Raw genomic sequence first — 26,213 nt, 5'->3', positions numbered from 1 at the left:
CGACCACGGCCCTCGCCGCGCTCGCCGCGCCGCGCGCCCCGGCCGCCCTCGCCCCGCCGGGACCGTCCGCCGCCGAGGTCCTCCTCGACCTCGGCCGACAGCCCGGCGCGGGTGCGCTCGGCGGTCGGCAGGGTGCCGCTGACGTCGGTGGGGATGTGCAGGTCGGTGTAGAGGTGCGGGGACGTGTGGTACGTCTCCGGCGGCTCCGGCATCTCCAGACCGAGGGTCTTGTCGATGATGCGCCAGCGGGGCATGTCGTCCCAGTCGACGAAGGTCACCGCGACGCCCGTCGCCCCGGCGCGACCGGTGCGGCCGATCCGGTGGGTGTAGGTGTCCTGGTCCTCGGGGCAGTCGTAGTTGATCACGTGGGTGACCCCGGTGACGTCCAGCCCGCGGGCCGCCACGTCGGTGGCGACCAGGATGTCGATCTTGCCGGCCCGGAACGCCCGCAGCGCCCGCTCGCGCGCGCCCTGCCCGAGGTCACCGTGCACCGCGGCCACCGCGAACCCGCGGAAGTCGAGGTCCTCGGCGACCCGGTCGGCGGCCCGCTTGGTCCGCGTGAAGATCATGGTGAGCCCGCGCCCCTCGGCCTGGAGGATGCGCGCCACCACCTCGACCTTGTTCATCGAGTGCGTGCGGTAGACCAGCTGCTGGGTCTGCGGCGAGGGCCCGGTCTCGGCGGTGTGCCCGGCGTGGATCGTCACCGGGTGGCGCAGGAAGCGCCGGGAGAGGGTGACGATCGGGTCCGGCATGGTCGCCGAGAAGAGCATGGTCTGCCGGTCCTCCGGCAGCATCGCCAGGATCTTCTCGACGTCGTCGAGGAAGCCCAGGTCGAGCATGCGGTCGGCCTCGTCCAGCACCAGGGCGTGGACGCGGTCCAGCCGCAGGTGCTTCTGCTTCTGCAGGTCCATCAGCCGGCCGGGCGTGCCGACCAGGATCTCCACGCCCTTGCGCAGCGCGTCGATCTGCGGCTCGTACGCCACGCCGCCGTAGATCGGCAGCACCCGGACGCCCCGGGTCCTGCCCGCGGCGGCGAGGTCCTTGGCCACCTGGATGCCCAGCTCACGGGTGGGTACGACGACCAGCGCCTGCGGCACGCCGTCGCTGCCCTCGCCCGGCGCGAAGACCCGCTCCAGCAGCGGTACGCCGAAGCCGAGGGTCTTGCCGGTGCCGGTGGGCGCCTGGCCGATCAGGTCGGTGCCGCGCATCGCGATCGGGAGCGCGTACTCCTGGATGGCGAAGGCGCGGGTGATGCCGGCCGCGGCCAGCGCGTCGACGGTCTCCTGACGCGCGCCAAGCTCGGCGAAGGTGGGTGCCTCCGGGCGCACCGGAGCGGTGGCGGCCAGTTCCTGGCCGTCCATGAGGTCTTGAGTCAGCTCGCTCATATGGATTTGGGGGTGCCCTCTCGTGGGTGCGCCCCGTCATGTCCTCAGGGCGCGTTCGGTGTGGCGCGGGCCACACGGTCGGCGGCAGATTGCCTTGCCGGACCGGGCCGCACGCGCGCCGCGGGCCTCACACTTCGATCGGACCGGCTGATCGGTGGGACCAGTCTGGCCAGATCGGCGCCCGTGGCAACTGCTCCATGTTACCTGAACCGACCCGGTGCCGTCCTGATTCCATGCGCACGCGACACGCCGGGGGCGACCGGTGTGACCTGTGCCACTCCGGGCCGGGTTGTCGGTGGGCGGTAGCCTGCGCTCGTGCCCGCGACCGATCTGCCCGACCGCGCCGTCGTCGACCTGCTCGGCCTGGTGGCCCTCGGTGAGCTGCTCGCCTTCGAGCGGATGGCCGTCGACGCCCGACTCGCCCCCGATCTGCGCCGGCGGGCGGCGCTGGGCGAGATGGCCGCCGCCGAGATCGGCAACTACCGGCGGCTGGCCGACCGGCTCGCCACGCTCGGCGTGCTACCCGACGACGCCATGGCGCCGTACGTCGAGCCGCTCCAGGCGTACCACGACTCGACCGAGCCGAGGGACTGGGCGGAGGCGGTGACGAAGGCGTACGTGGGCGACGCCATCACCGACGACTTCATCCGGGAGATCGCCGTGGCCCTGGCCGAGCCGGACCGCCAGCTCGTCCTCGACGTGCTGCACGACTCGTCGTACGCCGACTTCGCCGTCGCGGAGATCCGGGCGGCCGTCGAGGCCGATCCGAGGGTCGCCGGCCGGCTCTCGATGTGGGCGCGGCGACTGGTCGGCGAGGCGCTGTCGCAGGCCGGCCGGGTGGCCACCGCCGAGCAGGGGGCGCTCACCGCGCTCGTCGCACGGAGCGGGCGGGTGGACGTGCCGGGGCTGTTCCGACGGCTGACCGCGGCGCACACCACGCGGATGGCCGCCGCCGGGCTGAACAACTGACCGCGACCGGCGGTCCGCGACGGGCGATCGTCGGGTCACCCGTCGCGGCCGACCGGACCACTCAGCGGACGGTGAACCCGACCGCGCGCGGCGACGCCTCGGCGATCTCGACGTAGGCGACCTTGTTGACCGGCACGATCACCCGCCGGCCCTTCTCATCGGTCAGGGAGAGGGTGCCCTCGTCCTTGCCGAAGGCGTCGGTCACGATCTGCTCGATCTCGGCCGGCGACTGCGCGCTCTCCAGGACCAGCTCGCGGGGCGCGTACTGCACGCCGATCTTGACCTCCACTGTGCCTCCTCATTCGGGCGAAAGAGCCGCCGATGGGAAGGCTATCCGATCTCGGGGCCGGATGTTCAGGCTGACTCACCTTGCAGCGGGAAGCTGGCGATGCCCCGCCAGGAGAGCGCGGCGACCAGTGCCTCGGCCTCGGCCTTGGGGAGTTGCCGGCCCCGGGCCAGCCAGAACTGCGCGGCGGTCTCGGCCGCGCCGACCAGACCGGAGGCGAGCAGCTCGGCGTGCGCCCGGCTGATCCCGGTGTCGGAGATGATGGTGTCGGTGATCGCCGCGATGCAGCCCTGCTCCACCCGCTCGACGCGCTGCCGCACCGCCGGGTCGTTGCGCAGGTCCGACTCGAAGACGAGGCGGAACGCCTCGCTCTCGTGGTCGACGAAGTCGAAGTACGCGCGCACCGACGCGCCGACCCGTTCCTTGTTGTCGCTGGTGCCGCGCATGGCGTCGTCCACCTTCGCGAGGATCGCGTCGCAGTGCGTGTCCAGCAGGGCGAGATAGAGATCCATCTTGCCGGGGAAGTGCTGGTAGAGCACCGGCTTGGAGACTCCCGCCCGCTCGGCGATGTCGTCCATCGCAGCCGCGTGGTAGCCCTGGGCGACGAACACCTCCTGCGCCGCGGCGAGCAACTGCTTGCGGCGCGCGGAACGGGGCAGGCGGGTGGGCCGGCCGGCGGTCTGGGCACCGTTCCCCGCAGCGGTCATGGGAACCTCCGAGTTTCTTCGTACGAGCCGGCATTTCACCCGAACCGGTCGGGGCCCGGGACCCGTCGCGGAATTGGCCCGCCGCTGTAACTTATCGCCACTGTCACCACACGGTAGCCTCAGCGGGGGCGACCAAGGAGCGCGCGGTGAGTGAAACAGGGCAACCCGGTGCCGCCACCCCGGGAGAGCACGGCGACGGGACGGGTCCGCAGGACGACCTGGCCCGTTCCGGCGGGTGGGCGCCCCCGGCGGCCAGTTGGTCCCGGGGCGGGGACATCTCCGGCCCTCGCGATCCGGCCTCGCCGTGGGGTCCGCCCGAACCGACCCCCGGGTGGGCCGCCTCGTCGCCGCGACACGGCGACCTGCCGCCACCGCTGCCCGGCCTGCCGGCCGGGGCCGAGCCGCCGGCCCGGGTCAACGGCCACCACGTCAACGGCGTCGACCACGCCGCCGACGACGCGCCGGCCAGCCGCCAGGCTCCGGTGAGCGCCCCGCCCGGCATCCTCGGCGAGCAGCGCCGCGACCCGGGCAACGACCGGCTGGTGGTGCCCGCGCAGCGCCCGGCGCCGACGGTCGACCAGCCGCCGGGGCCGCGGCGCGGGTTCACCGACCCCGAGCCAGGCCCGGTCCGGCGCCCCTCCGACGACCCGTCGACCGGGCGTCAGGCCCGCTGGGCCGACCCCGGCCTGCCCACGTCGGCGCCCCCGGCCGTCCAGGTCCCGCCCGTGGGCACCGCCGCCAGCGGCTTCGAGGTGCCGCCCGGCTTCCACGCGCCGACGGTCGACCGCGCCACCGCCGAGGAACCCCCGTCCGCCGCCGGCACGGCACGCGGCTGGGGCGACCACCTCCCGCCGGAGCCGCCGGCTTCCGAGCCGCGCCCCTTCCCGCCGCCCGCCGAGCGTCCGGTCGCCGAGCGTCCGGTCAACGCCGCGTCCGCCGTCGGCGACCGCGCGACCGCCGGCGAAAGGGTCGCCGGCGTCGACCGCGCGCTGGGCGCGGATCGCGCCTTCCGCGAGGACCGGGGCCCCGACCCGGTCGCCGCCGGCACGGAGAGCGCGGCAGGGGAGCCGGGCCAGGACCGCCCATCCGGTGGGTTGGGCCAGGACCGGGCCGCAGGCGGCCTTCGCGCGGAGCGGACGCTGGGCGCCGCCGGCCAGGACCGGGCGGCGGGCGGGTTCGACCAGGACCGCATGGCGGGCGGGTTCGGCCAGGACCGCGCGCCGAGCGCCGCCGGACACGAACCGGCCGGGCGTGGCTTCGGCGCGGACCCGCGCCCGGGTGCGGATGACCGGTCGCCGGCCGCCGACCCGGTGACGCACGTTCCGGGCGCCGACCGGGAACCGTCGACCGACCCCGAACCGGGCGGCCCGCGACAGTCGGCCGCCGAGTGGCCGCCGACGACCGAACCGGACTGGACCGGTCCGAACTGGAACCGCCCGAGCTGGGGCGCCGCGTGGGCGCCGCCCTGGGCCCGGGACGAGCCCGAGCCGACGGGGCGCCGCTCCCGGGAGGAGTCCGAGCCTGTCGGTCGCCGGTCCCGGGAGGAGTCCGAGCCTGTCGGTCGCCGGTCCCGGGAGGAGTCCGAGTCCGTCGGTCGCCGGTCCCGCGAGGAGTCCGAGTCCGTCGGTCGCCGGTCCCGCGAGGAACAGCAGCCGGCCTGGGCCGGTGAGCCGCATCGGCCGTACGAACCGCCGCGCGCCGAGTCCCGGCCCTACGACCAGCCCCGCGAGCCCGGCCGCCCCTACGACATCGGCCAGCCCGCGTCGGTGCCCCGGTCGTCGTACGAGCGACCGTCCGTCCCCGTCGACCGTCCGAGCGGGCCCGAGGTCGAACCGTCGGCCCCGGTCGAGCGACCGGCCTGGGCGACCGGCGGGTCGGTCCCCGCGCCGGCGGGCGCGCCCCCGCTCGCGTACGCCCCGGAGGCCGCTGCGACGCCCCGCGCCGAGGACACCCCGGACCGGGTCACCCGACCGTTCCGACTCCGGCCGGAGAGCGCGGAGCCGGCCCCGAGGCCGACCGGCGGCCCGCAGACCGCCGCCGGCCCCGCCATCGGCGGGTTCGGGCGACGGGACCGCACCCCTGCCACGCCCGCCCCGACGAGCGCACCGCCCTACGCGGCCCGCCGATCCGCCCCCGAGCCGGCGCCGCCGGCCCCACCGGCCGCCGCCGACCAGGCGCCGGACCCCGCATCGGCGGTGTTGCCGCAGCGCGTCCCCGCCGAGCCGGACGTGCCCGTCGTGCCGGAGCCGCCAGCCGTGGACCCACCCGCCGAAACCCCCGAACTCGCCCGCATCGCCACCCACCTGCGCCGCGACGACGAGCCCGCCCCGCTGCGGGAGCGCCCGGAGGGCTTCGACGTCAACGCCATCCTCGACGCCGTCCGTGGCGTGGCCGGAGTCCGCGACGCGGCGCTGCGCCGCACCCCGGCCGGCGCGCACAGCCTGCGGCTCGACCTCGCCGACGGGGCCGACCCGGCCGAGGTTAGCCGGCAGGTCGCCCGCCTGCTCCAGGACCGGATGGGGCTGGCCGCCGCGCCGCAGAACCTGCCCGGCATGCCGGCCGCGCCCGCCCCGCCGGTGCGTCGCAGGTCACCGGGCTCCGCCGCGCGCCTCGCCGAGCCGTCTGCCGCCGAGCCCCGGGTGCCCGGCGGCAGGGTGGCCGGCAGCCCTGCGGAGGCCCCGCCGACCCGCCCCGACCAGCGTCCCGAGGCGGCACCCGAGACCCCGCGCCGACGCCGGCAGCCCGCCGCCCCGCACCGGGGCCGGGCCACGGTGGAGGAGCCGGGCTCGGTCTCCGCCGCCCCGGCCGGGACCCCGGCCGGTGCCCCGGCGACCGTCGGCACGTCGTACTCCGGTGGGCAGGTGACGACGACGGAGACGGCGCCGTCCCGGCCGCTGGACACCGGCGGTGCGGTGGGCCCCCGGGTGGTGATCGACCACGTCCAGGTGAGCACCTTCGGCCTCGACGCCACCGTGGAGGTCCGCCTGCTCGCCGGTGGGGAGAGCGCCGCCGGCTACTCGACCGGGCCGGCCGTCGACGGCTACGTGCTGCGGCTCTGCGCGGTGGCCGCCGCCGCGGCGGTGGACGAGCTGCTGCGCGGCGGCGAGCCCGGCCCCGACGCCGGCCCCGACCGTGGGCGCTGCTTCGTCGAGCACGCGGCCGTGGTGCCCTTCGGCAACTGCGACGTGGCCACGGTGGTGGTGCTGCTGGTCTGTGACGGCTGGGTGGAGCAGCTCGTCGGCTCCGCGCTGGTCGCCGGTGATCCCCGGCAGGCGGTCGTCCGGGCCACCCTGGCCGCGGTCAACCGCCGGCTCGAGGCGCTGCTGGCCTGAGCGCTGCCGGTCGGCGCGACCCCGGGCAGACTGGAGTCATGAAGAGCGCCACCCTGCGGCCGGACCACCTCCTTCCCGAGCCCTCCGTGCCACCGCCCTGGCCGGGGCGGGAGGTACGCCTCGACGGCACGGTGACGTACGTCCGGGACACGCCGGCCACCGCGCCCGGCGCGGAGCCGGCGCTCTACGTGCACGGGCTCGGCGGCTCGTCGCAGAACTGGACCGACCTGGCGTACCTGCTCGCCGACCACCTCGACGGGCAGGCCATCGACCTGCCCGGGTTCGGCCGCAGCGAGCCGGGTCGCCGGTACACCGTCCCGGCCTTCGCCGACCGGGTGGTCCGCTGGATCGAGCACTCCGGTCGGGGGCCGGTGCACCTGTTCGGCAACTCGCTGGGTGGGGCGGTCTCGGTGCACGTGGCGGGGGTGCGGCCGGACCTGGTCCGGAGCCTGACCCTGATCTCGCCCGCGCTGCCGTTCCTGGACTTCCGGCGCTCGTTGCAGGGCCGGATGCTGCCGCTGCTGGCGGTCCCCCGGGGCGAGCGCCTGGCCGCCTGGCGGCTGGCCCAGATCGCGCCCGAGGTGATGGCCCAGCAGGTGATGGAGGCGTGCGTCGCCGACCTCAGCCGGATCTGCGACCAGCGCCGGCAGGAGGCGCTGGAGGAGATCCGGGTGCGGCACGAGGCCGCGCACTACGCCGCCGCGTACGTCCGGACGTTCCGGGGGCTGGTCTCCAGCTTCCTGCGGTCGTACCTGCCGGGGTCGGGGTCGCTGTGGCGGCTCGCCGCGACGGTCGCGGCGCCCACCCTGGTCGTCGGGGGACGGGCCGACCGGCTGGTGGACGTGCGGGTGGCCCCGCAGACGGCCCGCGTCGTCCCGGACAGCCGGCTGCTGATGCTCGACGGGGTCGGCCACGTGGCGCAACTGGAGGTCCCGCGCCTGGTGGCCCGGGCCGTGCTGGGCCTGCTCACCGAAACGGGGGACACCGCCAGGCGGTCCGACATGGCAGGCTGACCGGGATGTCCCCTGCCCGTCGCCCCGCCCCGGCCCGTCACGTCCCGGCTCCCGCCGAGGGCCGTCGTCGTGCCGCCACCCGGTCACCGGCACCGGCCGGGGGCGTGGACCTGACCCGCCCGCGGCACCGCCGTCCGGCGCGTCGGCGGCGTCTCGTGGAGCTGGTCGCGCTGGTGCTCGCGGTCGGCGCGGCGGTGGCGGTGATCGCCGACCGGCGGGGCGGCGACGTCGGGGCAGAGGCGCTCACCGCCGAGGAACTGGCTCCCGCGCCGATGCTCGCGCCGGGGGCGGCCTCGCCGCTGCCGTCGTCGCCCGCCGCGACGCCCTCGTCCGCCACGCTCCCGCCGGCCGTGCTCCGTCTGCCCGGCCCGGTGCCGCCGGCGGGGCGGGGCAGCTTCGGCTACGACGACCGGGCGGGCCCGGTGCTGGGCGACGCGGGCACGCTGCGCCGCTACCGGGTCGCCGTGGAGTCGGGCGCCGACGAGGACGCGGGCGAGTTCGCCGCCGCCGTCGAGCGGGCGCTCGCCGGGCCGGGGAGCTGGGTCGACGGCGGGCTGCGGTTGCAGCAGGTGACCGCCGGCTCCCGGCACGACTTCACGGTCTACCTCGCCACGGCCAGCACGGCGGGCCGGATGTGTGCCGCCGGAGGGGTGGACATCCGGGTGGGCGGGCGGCCCTACACGTCGTGCCGGGCGCCCGGCAAGGTGATCATCAACCTGGACCGCTGGCGGCTCTCGGTGCCGCACTTCGTCAGCGCGAAGGTGCCGCTCTCGGTCTACCGGACGTACGTGGTGAACCACGAGGTCGGGCACCAGTTGGGACACCGGCACGAGCGCTGCCCCGGCAGGGGGCGGGTGGCGCCGGTGATGATGCAGCAGACGCTCTTCCTCAACGGCTGCGTGGCCAACCCCTGGCCGTACCGCGACGGTCGCCGGTACGCGGGCCCCCGGCTCTGACCGGCGGCGATCGGGCGTCCCGCGCGGCCCGGAGGAGGCGGTCCGGGGGCGTTTCCGGGGAATGAGCCCGGTTCGCGTTTTACCCGGCGTAATGCCCGATTGGTGTGGGACGCTCGTTCCATGACGTCGTCGTCCCCTTGCGACCCGCCTGGCCCGGCACGCCGCCCGACGCCACCCCGACCGTCGTCGCGCCGGTCGGCGCGGTGGTGGCGACCGCCGGCCCCGCTGCGGGACCGGCGGGTGCTGGGGCTCGGCGTGCTCCTGCTGCTCGCGGCGACCGCCGCCGTGACGCTGCCCCGCGCCGGCGGCCCCGCGACCGCCCCGGCCATCGACGACCGGGGCCGGACGTCGTACGCGGCGGGGGCGGACGAGCGGGAACGGCCGCCCGCCTACCCCCGCACGGGCACGGGCGACTTCACCACCGCGCCCGGCGACTCCCCGGTGCGGGGCACCGACGGGCCGGTCCTGCACTACCGGGTGGCCGTGGAGCAGGGCACCGGCCAGGACGTCGCCGCCTTCGCCGCCACCGTCGACGAGGTGCTGGCCGACCCCCGCGGCTGGATCGCCTCGGCGGAGCTGCGGATGCGGCGGGTGCCGGAGGCGGCCGACGCGGACTTCACCGTCTACCTGGCCACGCCGGGCACCTCGGAGCGGATGTGCGCCCAGGGCGGGCTGAGCACCGAGGGCTACACCTCCTGCCGGCTCCCCGGGCAGGTGATCATCAACCTGGCGCGCTGGCTGGAGGCGGTCCCCGACTACGGGGCGCCGCTGGAGATCTACCGCGCCTACGTGGTCAACCATGAGGTGGGCCACGAACTCGGCGAGGAACACCAGGCCTGCCCGGGGCCCGGCGAACCGGCGCCGGTGATGCAGCAGCAGACGTACGGCCTGGACGGCTGCGCCGCCAACGCCTGGCCGTACGTCGACGGCTCGCGGTACGACGGCGAGGTCGTTCCCGGCACCTGAGTTATTCCCCTTCCCGCAGTTCGGGCGACGTGTCGCTCCTCATGGCCGATCGACCCGGGTACGAGCGACAATGGCCCGGTTCGCCTTCAGCCGATTCCGGGGAGTCCACCGTGTCGTTGCCCCCGCTCGTCGAGCCCGCCGCCGAGCTGACCGTTGACGAGATCCGCCGCTACTCGCGCCACCTGATCATCCCGGACGTCGGGGTCGAGGGGCAGAAGCGGCTGAAGAACGCCCGGGTGCTCTGTGTCGGTGCCGGCGGTCTCGGCTCGCCGGCCCTGATGTACCTCGCCGCCGCCGGGGTCGGCACGCTCGGCATCATCGACTTCGACACCGTCGACGAGTCCAACCTCCAGCGCCAGATCATCCACGGCGTCTCCGACATCGGCCGCTCCAAGGCCGAGTCGGCCGCCGCCTCGATCCGCGAGATCAACCCGCTGGTGCAGGTGGAGATCCACAACACGGCGCTGGACCGGGAGAACGTGCGGGACATCTTCTCCCGCTACGACCTGATCGTCGACGGCACCGACAACTTCGCCACCCGCTACATGGTCAACGACGCGGCGGTGCTGCTCGGCAAGCCGTACGTCTGGGGGTCGATCTATCGGTTCGACGGCCAGGCGTCGGTGTTCTGGGCCGAGCACGGCCCCTGCTACCGCTGCCTCTACCCGGAGCCCCCGCCGCCCGGGATGGTCCCCTCCTGCGCCGAGGGCGGCGTGCTCGGCGTGCTCTGCGCGTCGATCGGCTCCATCCAGGTCAACGAGGCGATCAAGCTGCTCGCCGGCATCGGGGAGCCGCTGGTCGGCCGCCTGATGGTCTACGACGCCCTGGAGATGAGCTACCGCAAGATCAAGGTCCGCAAGGACCCGAACTGCGTGCTCTGCGGCGAGAATCCCACGGTCACCGACCTGCTCGAGGACTACGAGGACTTCTGCGGCGCCGTGTCGGTGGAGGCCCAGGAGGCGGTGGTCGACGCGACCATCACCGCGCTGGAGCTCAAGGAGTGGCAGGACGCGGGCAAGGACATCTTCCTCGTCGACGTCCGCGAGCCCGCCGAGTACGAGATCGTCCGGATCCCCGGCGCGACGCTGATCCCCAAGGGCGAGATCATCTCGGGTGAGGCGCTCGCCAAGCTGCCGCAGGACCGGCAGATCGTGCTGCACTGCAAGTCCGGGGTCCGCTCGGCGGAGGCGCTCGCCGCGCTCAAGGCGGCCGGCTTCCGCGACGCCGTGCACGTGCAGGGCGGCGTGCTCTCCTGGATCAAGCAGATCGACCCGTCGCTGCCCGCGTACTGACCGGCGTCGGCCGAGGTGGCGCCGGGCCGTCCGCCCCCCGCCACCTCGGCCGATTCACCGAGGCGGGATCGCATTTCCGCAGGTAGCGTTGCTGCCGTGGTCGACATGGATGCGGCGGTCGGGTTCGTCGTGGCACACGGGGACGCGGTGGACCGCGCCCGGCTGTCCCGGCTGCGCACCGGCGCGCCGCCCGCTGCCGAACTGCTCGACGACGCGGAGGTCGGCCAGGCGCCCGACGGTGGCTGGCCGGCGACGCTGGGCGGGGAGGTCTCCTCCGTGGACGCCACCTGCTTCCGCCTGTCCGAGCTGGACGATCTCGGCGCGCTCGGCCGGCCGGCCGCCCGCCGGGCGCTGGACTGGCTGGCCGCGCGGCAGTTGCCCGACGGCGGCTGGGAGGAGGACGCGGCGCTGGCCGACGTCGCCCCCGAGTGGGCCCGGCCGGGCGACCCCGAGGCGGGGTTCCATCTGACCGCGAACGCCGGTTTCTGGCTGACCGTCGCCGGCCTGGACGCGCGGGCGGCCGGGCCGCTCGACCACCGGGTCGGCGGGGCGTACGCGGGCGTCGTGCACGCCGCCGCGCAGTCGCTCGTCGCCCGGCTGCGCCCGGACGGCGGCTGGCCGTCCTTCCTGCCCGCCGGTTGGCTCAGCGCGGCGGTCCTGTACCGGCAGGAGATGTTCCACGAGGCGGCGCGGATCCAGGTGATTCTCGCCGAGCGGATGCCGGAGCTGTCCCCGGGCGACGTGGCCTGGCTGGCCGCCACGCTGCGGCGCGTCGGCATCGACGGGGAGGACTGGCTGCTGGCGCGGGCGCGGCGGCGGCTGGCCGAGACCCAGCGCAGCGACGGCGGGTGGGAGAGCGACGACGGGCACCAGTTCGACGTGCACACCACGTTGAGCGCGATCCGGGCCTGCCGCTGAGCCTCGATCCGTCGGCCGTCACCGTCGGCCGGGTCGCCGCGGATGGCGCACGTCGGCGTCGTCGGCGCGGACCCCCGGAGCACACTCCCGTCAGCCGCGCGCCGGACCGGCCGGCCTCACTTGAGCTGGCTGATCACCAGGGGCCACCAGGCGTCCGGCGCGAACGCGGCGCGGTCGATGCTCTCCAGGACGGTGCGCAGCGCCTCCGCCCGCTCGGCCCGGCCAGGCTTGCCCTCGTCGGCCTCCACGAAGAGCGCGAACTGGTAGAGGAACTCGACGAAGGTGCGGAAGTTGCTGTTGACCGCCTGGACGTCCTGCTGTTCCAGGTCGAACTGGAGGATCTCGCCGGTCTTCGGGTCGAGCACGTAGAGCAGGTCGGGGTTGTCGGCGACCGCGCCCACCACGATCAGCCGGATGTCCAGCGAGCCGTCCTCGGTGCTCAGCTGGATCGTGTCGAACAGCTCGATGTCGCCTTCGAGGAAGGCGGTGTAGACGACCGCCACGTCGAGCGGGATCTCGTCGCCGGCGGGCAGCATGTCGGGGCCGAATCCCCCCTCCAGCCACGCCTCGCGCGGGTACGGGATGAGCTCGTCCTCGCTCCACAGTGAGCGGAACCGGGGGTCAGCGGCCATCGTTGGTCCTCTGCATTCTCGGCGGGACGGTACGGGTCAGGAGACGATGCCCGCGGTCACCAGCAGGCGCAGCCAGGTGTCGGCGTACTGCCCCTGGAACCGGCCCTTGCGCACCCGCTGCTCCCGCACGCCGGGCCCCAGGATCGTGTCGACCACCTGCGGGTACTTGTCGCCCAGCACGTACTCGTCGAAGAACGTGACGATGTCGGGGGCGAAGACGTGGATGTCGACCTCCTCGTCCGGGTGCTCGTAGAGGAAGACGTAGTCGTCCGGGTCGATGTGGTAGACGTCGCCCTCTTCGAGGTCGAGCGAGACGCTCTCGCCGCCGTCGATCTCGTCGCGCAGCCGCGGCGGCACGCTGTGCAGCTCGCAGCCGATCGACACGGCGGGGCCGAGTGGGTCGTGCGGGTTGTCCGGCCGGGCCTGGAGGGCGGTCAGGCTGCCGATCTCGGCCGGCTGTTCGAACCGGAAGTGGCTGCCCTCGATCTTGCCGATGATGCGGAACACCTCGAACGCGCCCTCGGGCACGCCGGGGAAGGGTTCCAGCGGAACCCCGTCGACGAGGACGACGCCGAACCCGTGCTCCGCCTCCAGCTCCTTGAGCCGCGCGAACCTGGTGCGGATCCGGTCGAGCCTGGCCGCCGTCGCGTCACTCGTCACGGGATCACCTTCACTATGACCGGGGTCCCCTCGGGCACGTCCTTGAGCGCCTGGCCGATCTCCCGGCCGATCTCGCGGTTGGTCCAGGCGTCCATCAACCGGAGGTTATCGTACGAATCCTCGCCGCCCAGTTGCAGCTCGTGCACGTGGTCGGGGTCGAGTGTCACGCCGGGGCCGGTCACCGGGTACTTGTCGGGCTTCTTGCCCCGGTAGAGGCTCTGGACCAGCTCCTTGTTGCTCATGTAGTTCTGGCCCTTGTTGAGCTGGCGGATCACGCGGTCCCGGTAGACGGTGGTCAGCTTCCGCGTGCCCGGCTTATTCGGGTCCTTGTGTTCCACCTGCTTGCGTTTCGGCTTGGTCTTGACCAGCTTGCCCTCCTGGCCGAGCCGCACCAGGTCCGCCGCCTTGCGGTCGAAGTCCTTCTTGACGAAGTCCTTCCGGTTGCGCAGCACCAGGACGGCGGGTCCCTTGGGCTTACCTCCCTTGGCCGTCCGGAAGACGTCCGCGTTCTCCAGGTAGGCCGAGACGATCTTCGCGCCCTTGGCCTGGGTCTGCCGGGGCGGGGCGGTCCGCCGCCTAGGCATTGAGCACCGTGTCCACGGCCATCCCGATGAGCTGGTCGATGATCAGCCCCGTGATCATCTTGAAGATCGGGATCTGGAGGAGGGACGCCCCGAAGGTGACCGCCGCCGTCGCGATCGCCTGTGCGATCTGGAACGCCAGCAGTGCCAGCTGGACGATCACCTGGATCTTCAGGACCAGCACCACGCCCGCCGCGACCATCAGCCCGACGCCGATGACGGTGGCCGGGCGGGCGACGTCCGCGATGTTGCGCGCGGCCGACTCGCCGTCGTTCCACTCACCGGCGAAGGCGGTGAAGCTCTCGCCCCGGTTGTTGTCGAGCACGGTCCGCGCCGCCGACTCCAGTTGCGCGACCGACCCGGAGATCCGGCCGGCCATGCCGGTCCACTCGCCGGCCAGCTGGAAGATGGCCGTCTCGTCCGACTGGGGCCAGTCGTAGCCGAGCATCGAGAGCAGGGAGGCGAGCTCGCCCGGGAGCGTCAGGCCCACCGCGACTCCTTTCGTAGGCCGGGCGGCGGCTCAGCCGCCCAGCGAGCCGAGCATCGAGCGGAAGGACGCGGCCACGTCGTCCTCGACGGCGCGGTAGCTCTCGGCCATCCCGCGCAGCCCGTCGACGTAGCTCTCCAGCTCGGTGATGTTGGTGTCGAGGCACTCGGCCAGCGCGTCCACGCACGCCTGGTGGGCGATGCCGAGCAGCGACCCGATGTCGTCGCCGCCGAAGGCCGCGGCGTAGCCGTTGACCGACGCCTGGAAGCCCTCGAAGACCTGGCGGACCGACTCCTTGGCCCGTTCCAGCTCGTCCGCGCCGCGACCCAGCGCGTCGATGTCGACTTCGAGGTTCTCCACGCTCAGCTCCTGTGCAGTTTCCGCATGGTCTCGCTGACGGTCTGGCTGATCTCCCGCATCTGCCGCAGGCCCTGGTCCTGGAGGCGCTCGATGGTGGCGGTCACCGCGGCGAGGTCGGGCATCGGTTCGGTGGTGGCGGCCCCGTCGTCCTGACCGTCGAGCGCCGCGTTGACCGCCTGGCGCAGCTCGGCGGCGAGGTATTCCGAGCCCTCCCGGAGCACCCGGGGGTCGATTTCGAGGGCGCTGACCTGGCCGTCGGTGCCGAGGGTGACCCGGACCCGGCCGTCGGCGGCCTCGGCCACCGACTCCGCCCGCTCCCGGGGTGCGGCGGCGCCGCCCACCTCGCGCAGCGCGGCGCGTGCCTGCGCCAGTTGCTGTTCCAGGGCACTCTCGCCCAGCATGCCGCCTCCCCAAGACAAGCCGTGCCGAACCCGCCCCAGACTAACGGCCACCCGCCATCCGGCGGTGCCCCCGCCGCCGCCCGGGGAAGGCAGGACGCGACGCCGGTGGCTCCCCGGAGCCACCGGGCCGCACGCCGGCGCGGCGGTCAGCCGCGCAGGTGGCCGTCGCCGGTGACCACGTACTTGGTGGAGGTCAGCTCGGGCAGGCCCATCGGGCCGCGGGCGTGCAGCTTCTGCGTGGAGATGCCGATCTCGGCGCCGAAGCCGAACTCGCCGCCGTCGGTGAACCGGGTCGAGGCGTTGACCATCACGGCCGCCGCGTCCACCCGGGCCACGAACTCCCGGGCGGCGCTGGTCGAGTCGGTGACGATCGCCTCGGTGTGCCCGGTGCCGTACCGCCGGATGTGCGCGACCGCCGCGTCGAGCGAGTCGACGACGGCGACCGAGATGTCGGCGGAGAGGTACTCGGTGGCGAAGTCCTCGTCGGTGGCGGGCCGCACCGCGGCGGAGTGGGCGGCGACCCGGTCGTCGCCGTGCACGGTGACGCCGGCCTCGGCGAACGCGGCCAGCACCGGCGGCAGGAAGGCGTCGGCGACCGCCGCGTGCACGAGCAGCGACTCGGCGGTGTTGCAGGTGGAGAGCCGCTGGGTCTTCGCGTTCAGCGTGATCGCGACGGCCTTGGCGAGGTCGGCGGCGGCGTCGACGTAGACGTGGCAGTTGCCCACGCCGGTCTCGATCACCGGCACGGTGGACTCCTCCACCACCGTGCGGATCAGGGACGCGCCGCCGCGCGGGATCAGCACGTCGACCAGGCCCCGGGCGCGCATCAGCTCCTTGACGGAGTCGCGGCTGCTGGCGTCGAGCAGCTGCACCGCGTCCGCCGGCAGGCCGGCGTCGGCCACCGCGTCACGCAGCACAGCGACCAGGGCGGCGTTGGAGCCGGCCGCCGACGACGAGCCGCGCAGCAGCGCCGCGTTGCCGGACTTCAGGCAGATGCCGGCGGCGTCGACGGTCACGTTCGGCCGGGCCTCGTAGATGATGCCGACGACGCCGAACGGCACCCGGATCTGGCGCAGCTCCAGCCCGTTGGGCAGGGTCGAGCCCCGGACCACCTCGCCCACCGGGTCCGGTAGCGCGGCCATCTGCCGCAGCGCGTCGGCGATGCCGGCCACCCGCCCCGCGTCGAGGGCGAGCCGGTCCAGCACGGCCGCGCTCAGCCCGGCCTCGCGCCCGGCCGCCAGGTCCGTGGCGTTCGCGGCCAGGATCTCGGGCGTACGCGCCACCAGCGCGTCGGCCATCGCCACCAGCGCGGCGTCCTTGGCCGTACGCGTGGCGACGGCCAGCGCCTCCGCCGCCGTACGCGCCCGCCGGGCCTGCTCGCTCACGCTCATCGCCGTACCCACTCCTCGGTCGTCACAGCAGTACCAGGTCGTCGCGGTGGACGACCTCCCGTTCGTACGCCGGGCCGAGCGCCGCGGCGAGTTCCGTGGTGGACCGGCCGAGCAGCCCGGGCAGCTCGACCGCGTCGTAGTTGACCAGTCCCCGGGCGACCGGCGCGCCCTCGGCGTCCACCAGGTCGACCGGGTCGCCGGCGGTGAACGCCCCGTCCACGGCGGTGATCCCGGCGGGCAGCAGCGACTTGCGCCGGCCCACCACCGCCGCGACCGCGCCCGGGTCGAGGTGCAGCCGCCCCCGGGGAGAAGTGGCGTGGGCCAGCCAGAAGAGCCGGGCCGCCGGGCGCCGCCGGCTCGGGTGGAACAGGGTGCCGACGGGCTCGCCGGCCAGCACCGGGGCGGCGAGCGGCGCGGCGGTCAGCACCACCGGGATGCCGAAGCCGGTGGCGATCCGGGCCGCCTCCACCTTCGTCACCATGCCGCCGGTGCCCACCCCGGCCCGGCCGGCGCCGCCGATGTCGATCCCGGTCAGGTCCCGCTCGTCGTGCACCTCGCTGATCCGGCTGGAGCCGGGGCGGGTGGGGTCGCCCGTCCAGAGGGCGTCCACGTCGGAGAGGAGCACCAGCAGGTCGGCGTGGACCAGGGCGGCGACGAGGGCGGCCAGCCGGTCGTTGTCGCCGAACCGGATCTCCTCGGTGGCGACCGTGTCGTTCTCGTTGACGATCGGCACCGCCCGCAGGTCGAGCAGCTTGCGCAGGGTGCGGTACGCGTTGCGGTAGTGCGCCCGCCGGGTCACGTCGTCGACGGTGAGCAGGACCTGTCCGACGGTGAGCCCGTGCCGGGCGAAGGCGGCGGCGTACCGGCCGATCAGCAGGCCCTGCCCGACGCTGGCGGCGGCCTGCTGGGTGGCCAGGTCGCGCGGACGCCGGGAGAGCCCCAGCGGCGCGAGGCCGGCGGCGATCGCGCCGGAGCTGACCAGCACGACCTCCCGGCCCCCGGCGGCGAGCGCGCCCAGGGTGCCGACGAGCGCGTCGACCCGCTCGTCGTCCAGGCCGCCGGCGGCGGTGGTCAACGAGGAGGATCCGATCTTGACGACGACCCGCCGGGCCGCCTTGACTACGTCGCGCACCCGCCCATTCTGCGCGGTCGGCCCCGGCCCGCCCCGGCGCGTTCCCATATCGTGGCCGGTCGTGAGACCTGACGAGTACGTCGAGGCGGTGCTGGAGCTGGTCGAGCGGATCCCGCCCGGCCGGGTGATGTCGTACGGGGCGGTCGCCGACGCGCTGGCCGAACGCTCCGGGCGGGCCTCGGCCCGGCTGGTCGGCTCGATCATGGCCCGGCACGGCGGGGGAGTGCCCTGGCACCGGGTGGTGAACGCGGCCGGCCGCCTGCCGCCCGGTCACGAGCGGGAGGCGCGGGCCCGGCTGCGCGCCGAGGGGACGCCGCTGCGCGGCGCCGGGGTGGACATGAGGGCGAGCTGGTCCCCCGAGGAGGGGATGTGACCCGCGCCATAACGTGAGTAACATTCGGCGTCATGGACGCGCCGCCGGGTGGAGCTGTTCCGGTCGCTGGCGTGCTGCCGCGCCGGGTGCACGCGGGTTACGCGCTCGGATCGCTCTCCACCGGCGCGTTCGGCACCGTGCCCGGCCTGCTCCTGCTGCCGTACCTGACCGACACCCTCGGCGTCGCGGCGGGCGCGGCGGCCCTGCTGGTGCTCCTGCCGAAGGCGTGGGACGTGCTGGTCAACCCCGTCGCCGGCCGGATCTCCGACCGCACCCGGTCGCGCTGGGGCGCCCGCCGGCCGTACCTGCTGGGCGCCGGGCTCGCCCTCGGCGTGCTCTTCGCCGCCATCTTCGCCGCGCCGTTCGGCGCCGGGCCGGCCGCCGGGGCGTACGTGGCGGTCGCCTTCCTCGCCACCGCCACCGCGTTCGCCTTCTTCCAGGTGCCGTACGTGGCGATGCCGGCGGAGCTGACCGGCGACTACGCCGAACGTACCCGGCTGATGAGCTGGCGGATCGCCGTGCTGGCGCTGGCCATCCTGGTCTCCGGGGCGGTCGCCCCGCTGGTGCGCGACGCCGGCGGCGGAGGCGTGGCCGGGCACCGCTGGATGGGGCTCTTCGTCGCCGGGCTGATCGTGCTCGGCGCGCTCGGCGCGTTCCTCGGGACCCGGTCCGCGCCCGGCGGCACGGTGGGGGAGAGCGAGCCGACGCTGCGCGCCCAGCTCGCCGTCGCCGCCCGCAACCGACCGTTCCGGGCGTTGCTGGTCTGCTTCGTGGTGCAGTCCGCCGGGGTGGCCACCGTCCTCGCCGGGGTCAACTACTTCGCCGACCAGGTCCTGCGCGATCCCGACGGCGGGCCGACCGTCCTGTTCGTCTGCTTCGTCGGACCGGCCCTGCTGGTGATGCCGCTCTGGACCCGGACCGGGGCGCGGATCGGCAAGCTCGCCGCCCTGGTCGCCGCGTCGCTGATCTTCGCGGCGGGCGCGCTGGCCCTTGTCGCCGCCCCGGTGCTGCCGGCGCTGGCGGTCTACCTGCTGGTCGCGCTGATCGGCGTCGGCTACGCCGGGCAGCAGGTGTTCGCCCTCGCCATGCTCCCGGACTGCATCGCCTACGACACGGCGCGCACCGGCCGGCGGCAGGCCGGCGTCTTCACCGGGCTCTGGACGGCCGGCGAGACCTTCGGGCTGGCCCTCGGGCCGGGCATCTTCGGCCTGGTGCTCCAGCTCAGCGGCTACGTCTCCTCCGACACCGGCACGGCGGCCACCCAGTCCGACACCGCCCGACTGGGCATCCTGATCGGCTTCACGGTCCTCCCCGCCCTCCTGGTGGGCCTGGCGGTCCTCGCCCTGCGCCCCTACGACCTGACCCCGTCCCGCCTGACCGCCACCACCCCCCACCCCGGCGATCATGTAGTTGTGGTGGGGGATGAAAGCCGCTGACCCCCATGGAAAGGGCACCACAACTCCATGATCGACGACGACGCTGACCGACGGGCGCTGCCCGGGAACGGGTTGCCCGCCGAGCGGGTGCTGGCGGAGGTGCGCGCCCTGCGCGCCGCCGACCGGCCCACCCACGGGGGGCGGCTGTTCGCGTACGTCTACGACCCGGCGGTGCCGGGGCTGGACGAGCTGGCCGCCGCCGCGTACGCCGGCAGCGCCCACGTCAACGGGCTCGACCCGACCGCCTTTCCGTCGCTGCTGGCGATGGAGAACGCGCTCGTCGGCGCGGCCGCCCGGCTGCTCGGCGGCGGCCCCGGCAGCGCCGCCCCCGACGTGGTCGGCAGCGTCACCAGCGGCGGCACCGAGTCGCTGATCCTGGCCGTGAAGGCCGCCCGGGACGCCCACCCGGAGATCGCGGCACCCCGGATCGTGGTGCCGGCCAGCGCGCACGCCGCGTTCGCCAAGGCGGCGCACTACCTGCGGGTCGCGGTGGACACGGTGCCCGTGTCGGCGCGGACCCTCCGGCCCGCCGCCGCCGACGTGGCCGCCGCCATCGGCCCGGAGACCGTGCTGGTGGCCTGCTCCGCCCCCTCGTACGCGCACGGTGTCGTCGACCCCGTCGCCGAGATCGCCGAGGCGGCCGCCGCGGCCGGGGTGCGCTGCCACGTGGACGCCTGCTTCGGCGGTTGGACCCTGCCGTACCTGCGCCGGCTCGGGGCGGACGTGCCACCGTTCGACTTCGCCGTCGCGGGGGTCACCTCGATCTCGGTGGACCTGCACAAGTACGCGTACGCCCCGAAGGGCGTGTCGGTGCTGCTGCACCGCGACCCGGCGCTGCGCGCCCCGCAGTACTTCGCGTACGCGGACTGGCCCGGCTACACGATGGTCAACCCGGTCATCGCCTCCACCCGCTCCGGCGGCCCGATCGCCGCCGCGTACGCCACCCTGCGGCACCTCGGCGACGACGGCTACCTGCGGCTCGCGGCGGCTACGCGGGACGCCGTGGCCGGCCTGGCCGACGCCGTCCGCGCGGTCGACGGGCTGCGGCTGATGGCCGAGCCGGAGTCGACCGTCGTCTGCTTCACCGCCACCGACCCGGGCCTCGACCTCTTCGTCCTGGTCGACGAGCTGGCCGCGCGCGGCTGGCACACCCAGCCCCAGCTCTCGTACGCCGACCTGCCGCCGAGCGTGCACCTGACGGTGACCGCCGCGGTGGCGCCCCGGGTGGCCGAGTTCGGCCCGGACCTGGCCGACGCCGTGGCCGCCACCCGGGCCGCCGGGCGGGTCGCGCTCCCCGCCGAGCTGCTCGCCCTCGCCGGCACGCTCACCCCGGAGACGCTGACTGCGGAGACGGTCGCCGGGCTGGCCGCCGGGCTCGGCCTCGGCGCCCCGGGCGCGGGACCGGCGCCCGACCGGATGGCGCTGGTGAACGCGCTGCTCGACGCGGCCCCGGCGGGCCTGCGGGAGCGGTTGCTCGTCGAGTTCGTGAGCCTGCTCCAGCGCCCGAGCTGGGAGTAGTCCCCGCTCGCCGGTGACCCGGTGCGCCTTCGCGCGGCGGCCCGGCCGGGGTCACCCCGACCGGGCCGTCCGTTCCTCGCGTGGCGGCCCGGTCGGGTTGCCCGGCCGGGCCGCGCTGCGGTCAGACGCCGTCGAGCAGGGTCACCGGGAAGGACACGGCGTTGTCCGCGGGGAGCCGGTCGTCGACCGGACCACCCTCGTAGACGACCTCCAGCGCGAACGTCCCGGTGCCGAGGACACCCGGGTCGGCATCGGCCGGGGCGGTCAGCCTGACCCGCACCACGCGCTGCTCACCGGCCATGAACTCGCCGCCCGGCACGAGGAAGCCGCCCGCGAACGTGGGCACCTCCGACGCCGGGTCGGTGCCGGGGATGTCCATCCCGTTCGGCAGGCTCGCCGCCACGTACAGGTCGTTGTGCGGCGCGTCGCCGCCGTACCGGATGGTCACCGGCAGCCAGCCGGCCCAGCGACCGTCCTCCTGCCGGGTGAGCCGGGCCTCCCCGACGGTGAGGGACGCGTCCGCCGTCCGGTCCTGACGGTACGGACGCGCCCCGGCCAGGCTGCCGGAGGTCGAACGGAAGAGGGTGCGGAACGGCGTCACGGTGGTCACCGGCGCGTCGTAGCCCACCTGCACCGCGACCTGCCCGTCCCGGGTGGACATCGGGTACGGCCGGGTGCGGGTCAGCACCTCGAACCGGGCCGAGAAGGTGTAGCTCTGGCCGGCGGCGACGGGCACCGCGCAGTCGTACGTCCGGACGAACTGCTTCGGCACCACCACCGTGCAGAACTCGTTGGAGAGGGTGCCTCGCCAGGAACCGGCGACCGGCTCGGTGACCAGCACGTGCGACACCGGCTGGGCGGTGTCGTTGGTGACCGTGATGGGCAGCGTGCCCTGGTAGCCACGCGCGGACGGCTCCAGCACCAGGCGGCCGACCTCGGCGACGGCTCGGCCGGTGGTCGTCGGCGCGGCGGCGGCCGGGACGGCGGGTGCCAGCAGAGCGGCGGCCAGGCCGACGGCGGCGAGGCCGCGGCGGGTGATCGTGGTCATGAGATCCTCCTGTTTCCCCGTGGGGTCGCCTCCAGTCGGGGCGACATGTCGAACACCCCCGTGGCCCGGTGCGGGTTGCGGTGCCGGCGAGACGCGAACCCGACACCGAAAGTCGTCGATCGGGTGCAACCGGGAGGGCAGTCGGCCGGGCTGCGGCGAGCCGGACCGGGACCGGCGCGACCCGCCGGGTCGCTGCGGGGGAACGTCACCAGCGGGCACCGGACCGCCTCGCCCGCGCTGCCGATCTCCACCACCATGCTCCCCGGGCGCCAGCCGTCGGCTCCCGGGCGCCGTGGAGCAGGCGCCCGGCGGGTCCGCAGACCGCCAGAGGGTGTGCGGCCCCCGGAACGGCCAGCGGTGTGCGGTCCGTCCGGACGGGTCGGGCGGGACGGCCACGCCGGGCGCTGTGGTTGACTGGCACCGGAAGCGGAAGGGAGACCGACGTGCAGGTGCCGGGAGTGCTCGGCGAGCCGATCCGGTTCGTGCTGAACTGGGGCCGTCGCTACTCGCTCTGGGTCTTCAACTTCGGCCTGGCCTGCTGCGCGATCGAGTTCATCGCCACCAGCATGGGCCGGCACGACTTCATGCGCCTCGGCGTGATCCCGTTCGCGCACGGGCCCCGGCAGGCCGACCTCATGGTCGTCTCCGGAACGGTCACCGACAAGATGGCCCCCGCCATCAAGCGGCTCTACGACCAGATGCCCGAGCCGAAGTACGTCATCTCGTTCGGCGCCTGCTCCAACTGCGGCGGCCCCTACTGGGACTCGTACTCGGTGACCAAGGGCATCGACCAGCTCATCCCGGTCGACGTCTACGTGCCCGGCTGCCCGCCCCGCCCCGAGGCGCTGCTGCACGGCATCCTGCGCCTCCAGGAGAAGATCGCCGCCGAGCAGTCCGGGATCGGCGGCGTGCCCCGGCCGGACGCGCTCGCCTCGCCGGTCGACGCCCCGCCGGCCGACGCCGGCTCCATCGGCGTGCCGCCGCGCTCGGCCGAGTCGCTGACCGCCCCACCGGTCCGCCCGCCCACCTCCTGAGCCGCACCGCCCGCCCACCTCCTGCGCCGCACCGCCCGCCCACCTCCTGCGCCGCACCGTCCGGTCGGCCGAGGGCCTGGGTTGGCCGCCGGGGGCTAGCCTGCGCACCATGAACCACTCCGCCGACCAGCGTTCCGCCCACATCGTCGACGTGCTCACCGAGGAGTTCGGCGCGTCGATGGCTCTCGACCCGGCAGCCTTCCGGCGCAAGTTCCGCAAGATGGCCGCGTCGCCGTTCGCCTTCTACCGGGGCAGCGCCTCGCTCTTCTACGCCGACCAGGTCGGCGACTTCGCCGACGACCGGTTCCTCGACGACCGCACCAGCCGGGTGTGGATCCACGGCGACCTGCACGCGGAGAACTTCGGCACGTACATGAACGCCTCCGGGCAGCTCGTGTTCAACGTCAACGACTTCGACGAGGCGTACGTGGGGCCGTTCAGCTGGGACCTGAAGCGGCTGGCGGCCAGCGTGGCGCTGCTCGGCTACGCCAAGGCGCTCTCCGACCGGGCCATCAGCGACCTGGTCGCCGGCTTCGCGGCGTCGTACCTGACCGAGCTGCGCGCCATCGCCGACGGTGGCGACGACGCGATCGGCTCGATCACCCTGGACACCGCCGACGGGGTGCTCCGCCGGGTGCTCCAGCAGGCGCGGCTCAACACCCGGGTCGACCTGCTCGCCACGCAGACCATCATCGACAACTATGAGCGGCGCTTCTCACTGGGCGACGGCGTCTTCGAGGTCGACGCCGAGACCCGGGAGCGGGTCTGCGCCGCGTTCGAGGACTACCTCGGCACGCTGCCCGCCTCCTCCGCCCAGTTCCGTCCCGTCGCCACGCACATCAAGGACGTGGTGCTGCGCAAGGGGGTGGGCATCGGCTCGGCCGGGCTGCCGTCGTACAACCTGCTGTTGGAGGGGCACACCCAGGCGCTGGAGAACGACGTCGTCATCTACATGAAGCAGGCCCAGGTGCCGGCGGTGGCCCGGCACATCGCCGACGAGTCGGTCGCGGGCTACTTCCAGCACCAGGGGCACCGCACGGCTGAGTCGCAGCGCGCCCTCCAGGCGCACGCCGACCCGTGGCTGGGCTTCACCGAGCTGGACGGGGCCGGGCAGCTCGTCGCCGAGGTCTCCCCGTACGCGGCCGACCTCGACTGGGCCGACGTGAACGAGCCGGAGGAGCTGGCCGGGGTGCTGTCCGACCTGGGCCGGGCCGTCGCCCGGATGCACTCGGTGGCCGACGACGAGTCCAGCCACGACCTCGTCGACTACTCCACCGAGGAGGCGATCGTGGCGGCGGTGGACGCCGACGAGGCGGGCTTCGTGGCCCACCTGGTCGACTTCGCCCACGCGTACGGCGTCCGCGCCCGGCAGGACCACCAGCTCTTCGTCGACCTGTTCCGCAACGGCCGGCTGCCCGGCCTCTGAGCGGCGGTCAGGAGCCGAACTCCAGCACCACCTTGATGTCGTCCGGCTCGGGGGTGTACGCCCCGGCGTACGCCTCCACCGGCACCCGGCGGGTGATCAGCGAGTCGAGCCACGACCGGTCGGCGCGGGCCAGCGCCGCGGCGGCGAGGTCCCAGTGCCGGCGGTTGGCGTTGACCGAGCCGAACACCACGTTGTTCTCCAGCACGAGGGCGCGGTTGAGCGCCCCGGCGTCGAGGTCGATGGTCCGCCCGCCGCTGGAGACGCCGGTCAGGCAGACGATGCCGGTCGGCGCGGCCTTGTACATCACGTCGAGGACGACGACCGGCGCCCCGGTGCACTCCAGCACCACGTCCGGCTCGAAGTCCAGCTCGCCGACGGGCACGGTGTGGTAGGTCGCCCCGAGTGCCCGGACCAGGTCCGGCTTCGGCCCGGTGGTGTTGCGGTCCAGCACGTGCACGGCGAGCCCGCGCTGCGTGGCCAGCAGCGCGGCCAGCAGGCCGATCGGCCCGGCCCCGGTGACCAGCACGGTCCGCGGCTGCCACTCGGCACGGGCACCGATGCGCTCGATGTGCTCCCACGCCTTCGCCACCACGCTGGTTGGTTCGAGCAGCATGCCGACCGAGGCGAGGGCCCGGTCCAGCCCCACGGCGAACCGGGGTTGCAGCCGCCAGCGGTCCCGGGCGAAGCCGGGCAGGGCCTTGATGCCGTGCTCGGTGAACCGGCCGTTGCGGCACATGTCCCACTCGCCGACCGCGCAGTTCGGGCAGGGCACCGGGTCGGGGTGCCGGACGACGCCCGCCACCAGGTCGCCGGGTTCCAGGGTGCCCGACGGGTCCTCCAGCACCCGGCCCAGCGACTCGTGCCCCAGCACCAGCCGGTCCGCGCCGGGCGGCGCCTCGCCGTACTGGCCGGCGATGATCTCGTGGTCGGTGCCGCAGATCCCCACCGCCAGTGCCTCGACCAGGATCGCGCCCTCCTCAGGCGGCGGCTCCGGATGGTCCTCGACCAGCCGCAGGGAGTCGGCGACACCCGGGGTGACAGTCACAGCGCGCACGGCCTCATCCTTCCCCGCCCACCGTCCCCCCGCCGCCAAAGCCCCAGATCCCCACCCGACCCCCGGCGATCATGCAGTTGTGGTGGGGGACGGAGGCCGCGTTCCGGGGTGAACCGGGCACCATGACTGCATGATCGACGGGGTGGGGGCGGGGTGGGGGTGGGGTCGCGGGGGTGGGGGTGGGGGCGTTCGGTTCGGTGGGGGGTCCGGGCCAGGACCTAGGATCAGCGGCATGACTCCGGAAGAGGTCGGCCAGCGGATGGTCGCGCTGCTCGCGCCCGCCGAGGTGACCCCGTCGGTCTCCGGCGGCCAGGCGCACGCCCGCGCCACCGTCGACGTACCGCCGGCGAACTGGCCGGACGCGCTCCGCGCCGCCCGCGACGACGCCGAGCTGGCCTGCGACTACTTCGACTGGCTCTCCGCCGTCGACGAGCTCGCCGGTGGCTTCGACGTGGTGGCGCACCTCTGGTCCACCACCCACCGGCACGGGCTCCTGCTGCGCACCCGGGTGCCCCGGGAGGCCCCGGCGGTCGCCTCGGTCGTCGACGTCTACCCGGGCGCCGGGTGGCACGAGCGGGAGACGCACGAGATGTTCGGCATCGACTTTCCCGGCCACGCCGGGCTGGCGCCGCTGCTGCTGCCGCCCGAGTTCGAGGGTCACCCGCTGCGCAAGGAGTTCGTGCTCGCCTCCCGGGTGGCGAAGCCCTGGCCGGGCGCCAAGGAACCGGGCGAGTCCGAGGCCGGCGGCGGGCGCCGGCCGATCCGCCCGCCGGGCGTGCCCGCGCCGGGGGAGTGGGGGACGACGCCGACGCCGGCCGGTGCGGGCGGGGTCGGGGAGGGGCCGCGCGGCGGCACC

26 protein-coding genes are annotated in these 26,213 nt (G+C 74.8%); 13 read left to right on the top strand and 13 right to left on the bottom strand.

Annotated features, from left to right (window positions below):
* Positions 1–1,385: DEAD/DEAH box helicase (locus AB0G13_RS26095; protein ID WP_357879318.1), on the bottom strand; the 1,385-nt coding region annotated here is incomplete at its 3' end.
* Positions 1,386–1,700: 315 nt separating this feature from the next.
* On the opposite strand from AB0G13_RS26095, the gene AB0G13_RS26090 reads away from it, so the two are divergent.
* On the top strand, positions 1,701–2,354 hold the full coding sequence (locus AB0G13_RS26090; protein WP_357879315.1) for a ferritin-like fold-containing protein: 654 nt from the start codon (positions 1,701–1,703) through the stop codon (positions 2,352–2,354).
* A gap of 61 nt (positions 2,355–2,415) precedes the next feature.
* Here the strand turns inward: AB0G13_RS26090 and AB0G13_RS26085 are convergent, their stop codons facing one another.
* The gene (locus AB0G13_RS26085; RefSeq protein ID WP_088960194.1) at positions 2,416–2,643 is read right to left on the bottom strand and encodes a DUF3107 domain-containing protein; all 228 of its coding nucleotides are present in this window, start codon (positions 2,641–2,643) and stop codon (positions 2,416–2,418) included.
* A 65-nt stretch (positions 2,644–2,708) separates the two neighbouring features.
* Positions 2,709–3,347, bottom strand: a complete 639-nt coding sequence (locus tag AB0G13_RS26080; protein WP_357879312.1) for a TetR/AcrR family transcriptional regulator — start codon at positions 3,345–3,347, stop codon at positions 2,709–2,711.
* 146 nt (positions 3,348–3,493) lie between these two features.
* On the opposite strand from AB0G13_RS26080, the gene AB0G13_RS26075 reads away from it, so the two are divergent.
* The 6 genes from AB0G13_RS26075 to AB0G13_RS26050 all read left to right on the top strand — a co-directional run bounded on the left by AB0G13_RS26075 (position 3,494) and on the right by AB0G13_RS26050 (position 11,824).
* Positions 3,494–6,679, top strand: a complete 3,186-nt coding sequence (locus tag AB0G13_RS26075; protein WP_357879309.1) for a hypothetical protein — start codon at positions 3,494–3,496, stop codon at positions 6,677–6,679.
* Positions 6,680–6,717: 38 nt separating this feature from the next.
* Positions 6,718–7,692, top strand: coding sequence for an alpha/beta hydrolase (locus AB0G13_RS26070; protein ID WP_357879306.1), 975 nt, complete (start codon positions 6,718–6,720; stop codon positions 7,690–7,692).
* A 155-nt stretch (positions 7,693–7,847) separates the two neighbouring features.
* The gene (locus AB0G13_RS26065; protein ID WP_357879303.1) at positions 7,848–8,648 is read left to right on the top strand and encodes a DUF3152 domain-containing protein; all 801 of its coding nucleotides are present in this window, start codon (positions 7,848–7,850) and stop codon (positions 8,646–8,648) included.
* 240 nt (positions 8,649–8,888) lie between these two features.
* Positions 8,889–9,614: a DUF3152 domain-containing protein gene (locus AB0G13_RS26060; protein ID WP_357879300.1), complete on the top strand. Its 726-nt coding sequence runs from the start codon at positions 8,889–8,891 to the stop codon at positions 9,612–9,614.
* Positions 9,615–9,724: 110 nt separating this feature from the next.
* Positions 9,725–10,906 carry an adenylyltransferase/sulfurtransferase MoeZ gene (gene moeZ, locus AB0G13_RS26055; RefSeq protein WP_357879297.1) on the top strand — a complete coding sequence of 394 codons (1,182 nt, stop codon included), beginning with the start codon at positions 9,725–9,727 and terminating at the stop codon, positions 10,904–10,906.
* A 105-nt stretch (positions 10,907–11,011) separates the two neighbouring features.
* Complete coding sequence (locus tag AB0G13_RS26050) at positions 11,012–11,824, top strand: prenyltransferase/squalene oxidase repeat-containing protein (protein WP_357879321.1); 813 nt, start codon at positions 11,012–11,014, stop codon at positions 11,822–11,824.
* Positions 11,825–11,940: 116 nt separating this feature from the next.
* Here AB0G13_RS26050 and AB0G13_RS26045 read toward each other — a convergent pair whose 3' ends face one another.
* The 8 genes from AB0G13_RS26045 to proB form a co-directional block, all read right to left on the bottom strand.
* A complete protein-coding gene (locus AB0G13_RS26045; RefSeq protein ID WP_357879293.1) occupies positions 11,941–12,456 on the bottom strand; it encodes an SUKH-4 family immunity protein in 516 nt (171 codons plus the stop codon).
* A gap of 36 nt (positions 12,457–12,492) precedes the next feature.
* A complete protein-coding gene (locus AB0G13_RS26040; RefSeq protein WP_357879290.1) occupies positions 12,493–13,116 on the bottom strand; it encodes a hypothetical protein in 624 nt (207 codons plus the stop codon).
* Positions 13,113–13,700, bottom strand: a complete 588-nt coding sequence (locus AB0G13_RS26035) for a hypothetical protein (protein ID WP_357879287.1) — start codon at positions 13,698–13,700, stop codon at positions 13,113–13,115. Before AB0G13_RS26035 ends, AB0G13_RS26040 begins: the two co-directional genes overlap by 4 nt.
* The gene (locus tag AB0G13_RS26030) at positions 13,693–14,187 is read right to left on the bottom strand and encodes a hypothetical protein (RefSeq protein WP_357879284.1); all 495 of its coding nucleotides are present in this window, start codon (positions 14,185–14,187) and stop codon (positions 13,693–13,695) included. The genes AB0G13_RS26035 and AB0G13_RS26030 overlap by 8 nt, the downstream gene beginning before the upstream one ends.
* A 30-nt stretch (positions 14,188–14,217) precedes the next feature.
* Positions 14,218–14,544, bottom strand: coding sequence for a hypothetical protein (locus AB0G13_RS26025; protein WP_357879281.1), 327 nt, complete (start codon positions 14,542–14,544; stop codon positions 14,218–14,220).
* Between the two features lie 2 nt (positions 14,545–14,546).
* Positions 14,547–14,945, bottom strand: a complete 399-nt coding sequence (locus AB0G13_RS26020; protein ID WP_357879278.1) for a YbaB/EbfC family nucleoid-associated protein — start codon at positions 14,943–14,945, stop codon at positions 14,547–14,549.
* A 146-nt stretch (positions 14,946–15,091) separates the two neighbouring features.
* Positions 15,092–16,336: a glutamate-5-semialdehyde dehydrogenase gene (locus tag AB0G13_RS26015; protein WP_357879275.1), complete on the bottom strand. Its 1,245-nt coding sequence runs from the start codon at positions 16,334–16,336 to the stop codon at positions 15,092–15,094.
* A 22-nt stretch (positions 16,337–16,358) separates the two neighbouring features.
* The gene (proB, locus tag AB0G13_RS26010) at positions 16,359–17,516 is read right to left on the bottom strand and encodes a glutamate 5-kinase (RefSeq protein WP_357879271.1); all 1,158 of its coding nucleotides are present in this window, start codon (positions 17,514–17,516) and stop codon (positions 16,359–16,361) included.
* A 13-nt stretch (positions 17,517–17,529) separates the two neighbouring features.
* On the opposite strand from proB, the gene AB0G13_RS26005 reads away from it, so the two are divergent.
* From AB0G13_RS26005 to AB0G13_RS25995, 3 genes are read left to right on the top strand one after another with little or no spacing between them, the layout of a single operon-like run.
* Positions 17,530–17,841 carry an MGMT family protein gene (locus AB0G13_RS26005; protein ID WP_357879268.1) on the top strand — a complete coding sequence of 104 codons (312 nt, stop codon included), beginning with the start codon at positions 17,530–17,532 and terminating at the stop codon, positions 17,839–17,841.
* 32 nt (positions 17,842–17,873) lie between these two features.
* On the top strand, positions 17,874–19,277 hold the full coding sequence (locus AB0G13_RS26000; protein ID WP_357879265.1) for an MFS transporter: 1,404 nt from the start codon (positions 17,874–17,876) through the stop codon (positions 19,275–19,277).
* A gap of 27 nt (positions 19,278–19,304) precedes the next feature.
* A complete protein-coding gene (locus tag AB0G13_RS25995; protein ID WP_357879262.1) occupies positions 19,305–20,795 on the top strand; it encodes an aminotransferase class V-fold PLP-dependent enzyme in 1,491 nt (496 codons plus the stop codon).
* Between the two features lie 121 nt (positions 20,796–20,916).
* Here AB0G13_RS25995 and AB0G13_RS25990 read toward each other — a convergent pair whose 3' ends face one another.
* A complete protein-coding gene (locus tag AB0G13_RS25990) occupies positions 20,917–21,843 on the bottom strand; it encodes a hypothetical protein (RefSeq protein WP_357879259.1) in 927 nt (308 codons plus the stop codon).
* Positions 21,844–22,286: 443 nt separating this feature from the next.
* On the opposite strand from AB0G13_RS25990, the gene AB0G13_RS25985 reads away from it, so the two are divergent.
* Positions 22,287–22,877 (top strand): NADH-quinone oxidoreductase subunit B family protein, encoded by a 591-nt coding sequence (locus AB0G13_RS25985; protein ID WP_357879256.1) that lies wholly within the window; start codon positions 22,287–22,289, stop codon positions 22,875–22,877.
* A 109-nt stretch (positions 22,878–22,986) separates the two neighbouring features.
* A complete protein-coding gene (locus tag AB0G13_RS25980) occupies positions 22,987–24,303 on the top strand; it encodes a DUF2252 domain-containing protein (RefSeq protein ID WP_357879253.1) in 1,317 nt (438 codons plus the stop codon).
* A gap of 7 nt (positions 24,304–24,310) precedes the next feature.
* On the opposite strand, the gene AB0G13_RS25975 is transcribed toward AB0G13_RS25980, so the two are convergent.
* Positions 24,311–25,357, bottom strand: coding sequence for a glucose 1-dehydrogenase (locus tag AB0G13_RS25975; protein WP_357879250.1), 1,047 nt, complete (start codon positions 25,355–25,357; stop codon positions 24,311–24,313).
* Positions 25,358–25,589: 232 nt separating this feature from the next.
* Between AB0G13_RS25975 and AB0G13_RS25970 the strand changes: the two genes are divergently transcribed.
* The coding region (locus AB0G13_RS25970) for an NADH-quinone oxidoreductase subunit C (RefSeq protein ID WP_357879247.1) at positions 25,590–26,213 on the top strand (624 nt) is incomplete at its 3' end.

This window comes from Micromonospora sp. NPDC023633, assembly GCF_040640035.1.
In the GTDB taxonomy this organism is placed as follows: domain Bacteria; phylum Actinomycetota; class Actinomycetes; order Mycobacteriales; family Micromonosporaceae; genus Micromonospora.
The sequence above is the reverse complement of the archived record's forward strand: the minus strand, read 5'-3'. Positions and strand labels throughout refer to the sequence as shown.

Bases quoted from the DNA above. Each gene is read 5' to 3' on its own strand.
- AB0G13_RS26050 (WP_357879321.1), top strand. From the start codon at position 11,012: ATGGATGCGGCGGTCGGGTTCGTCGTGGCACACGGGGACGCGGTGGAC.
- AB0G13_RS26035 (WP_357879287.1), bottom strand. From the start codon at position 13,700: ATGCCTAGGCGGCGGACCGCCCCGCCCCGGCAGACCCAGGCCAAGGGC.
- AB0G13_RS26020 (WP_357879278.1), bottom strand. From the start codon at position 14,945: ATGCTGGGCGAGAGTGCCCTGGAACAGCAACTGGCGCAGGCACGCGCC.
- AB0G13_RS25990 (WP_357879259.1), bottom strand. From the start codon at position 21,843: ATGACCACGATCACCCGCCGCGGCCTCGCCGCCGTCGGCCTGGCCGCC.
- AB0G13_RS25995 (WP_357879262.1), top strand. From the start codon at position 19,305: ATGATCGACGACGACGCTGACCGACGGGCGCTGCCCGGGAACGGGTTG.
- AB0G13_RS26015 (WP_357879275.1), bottom strand. From the start codon at position 16,336: ATGAGCGTGAGCGAGCAGGCCCGGCGGGCGCGTACGGCGGCGGAGGCG.
- AB0G13_RS26000 (WP_357879265.1), top strand. From the start codon at position 17,874: ATGGACGCGCCGCCGGGTGGAGCTGTTCCGGTCGCTGGCGTGCTGCCG.
- AB0G13_RS25980 (WP_357879253.1), top strand. From the start codon at position 22,987: ATGAACCACTCCGCCGACCAGCGTTCCGCCCACATCGTCGACGTGCTC.
- AB0G13_RS26080 (WP_357879312.1), bottom strand. From the start codon at position 3,347: ATGACCGCTGCGGGGAACGGTGCCCAGACCGCCGGCCGGCCCACCCGC.
- proB (WP_357879271.1), bottom strand. From the start codon at position 17,516: ATGGGAACGCGCCGGGGCGGGCCGGGGCCGACCGCGCAGAATGGGCGG.
- AB0G13_RS26045 (WP_357879293.1), bottom strand. From the start codon at position 12,456: ATGGCCGCTGACCCCCGGTTCCGCTCACTGTGGAGCGAGGACGAGCTC.
- AB0G13_RS26070 (WP_357879306.1), top strand. From the start codon at position 6,718: ATGAAGAGCGCCACCCTGCGGCCGGACCACCTCCTTCCCGAGCCCTCC.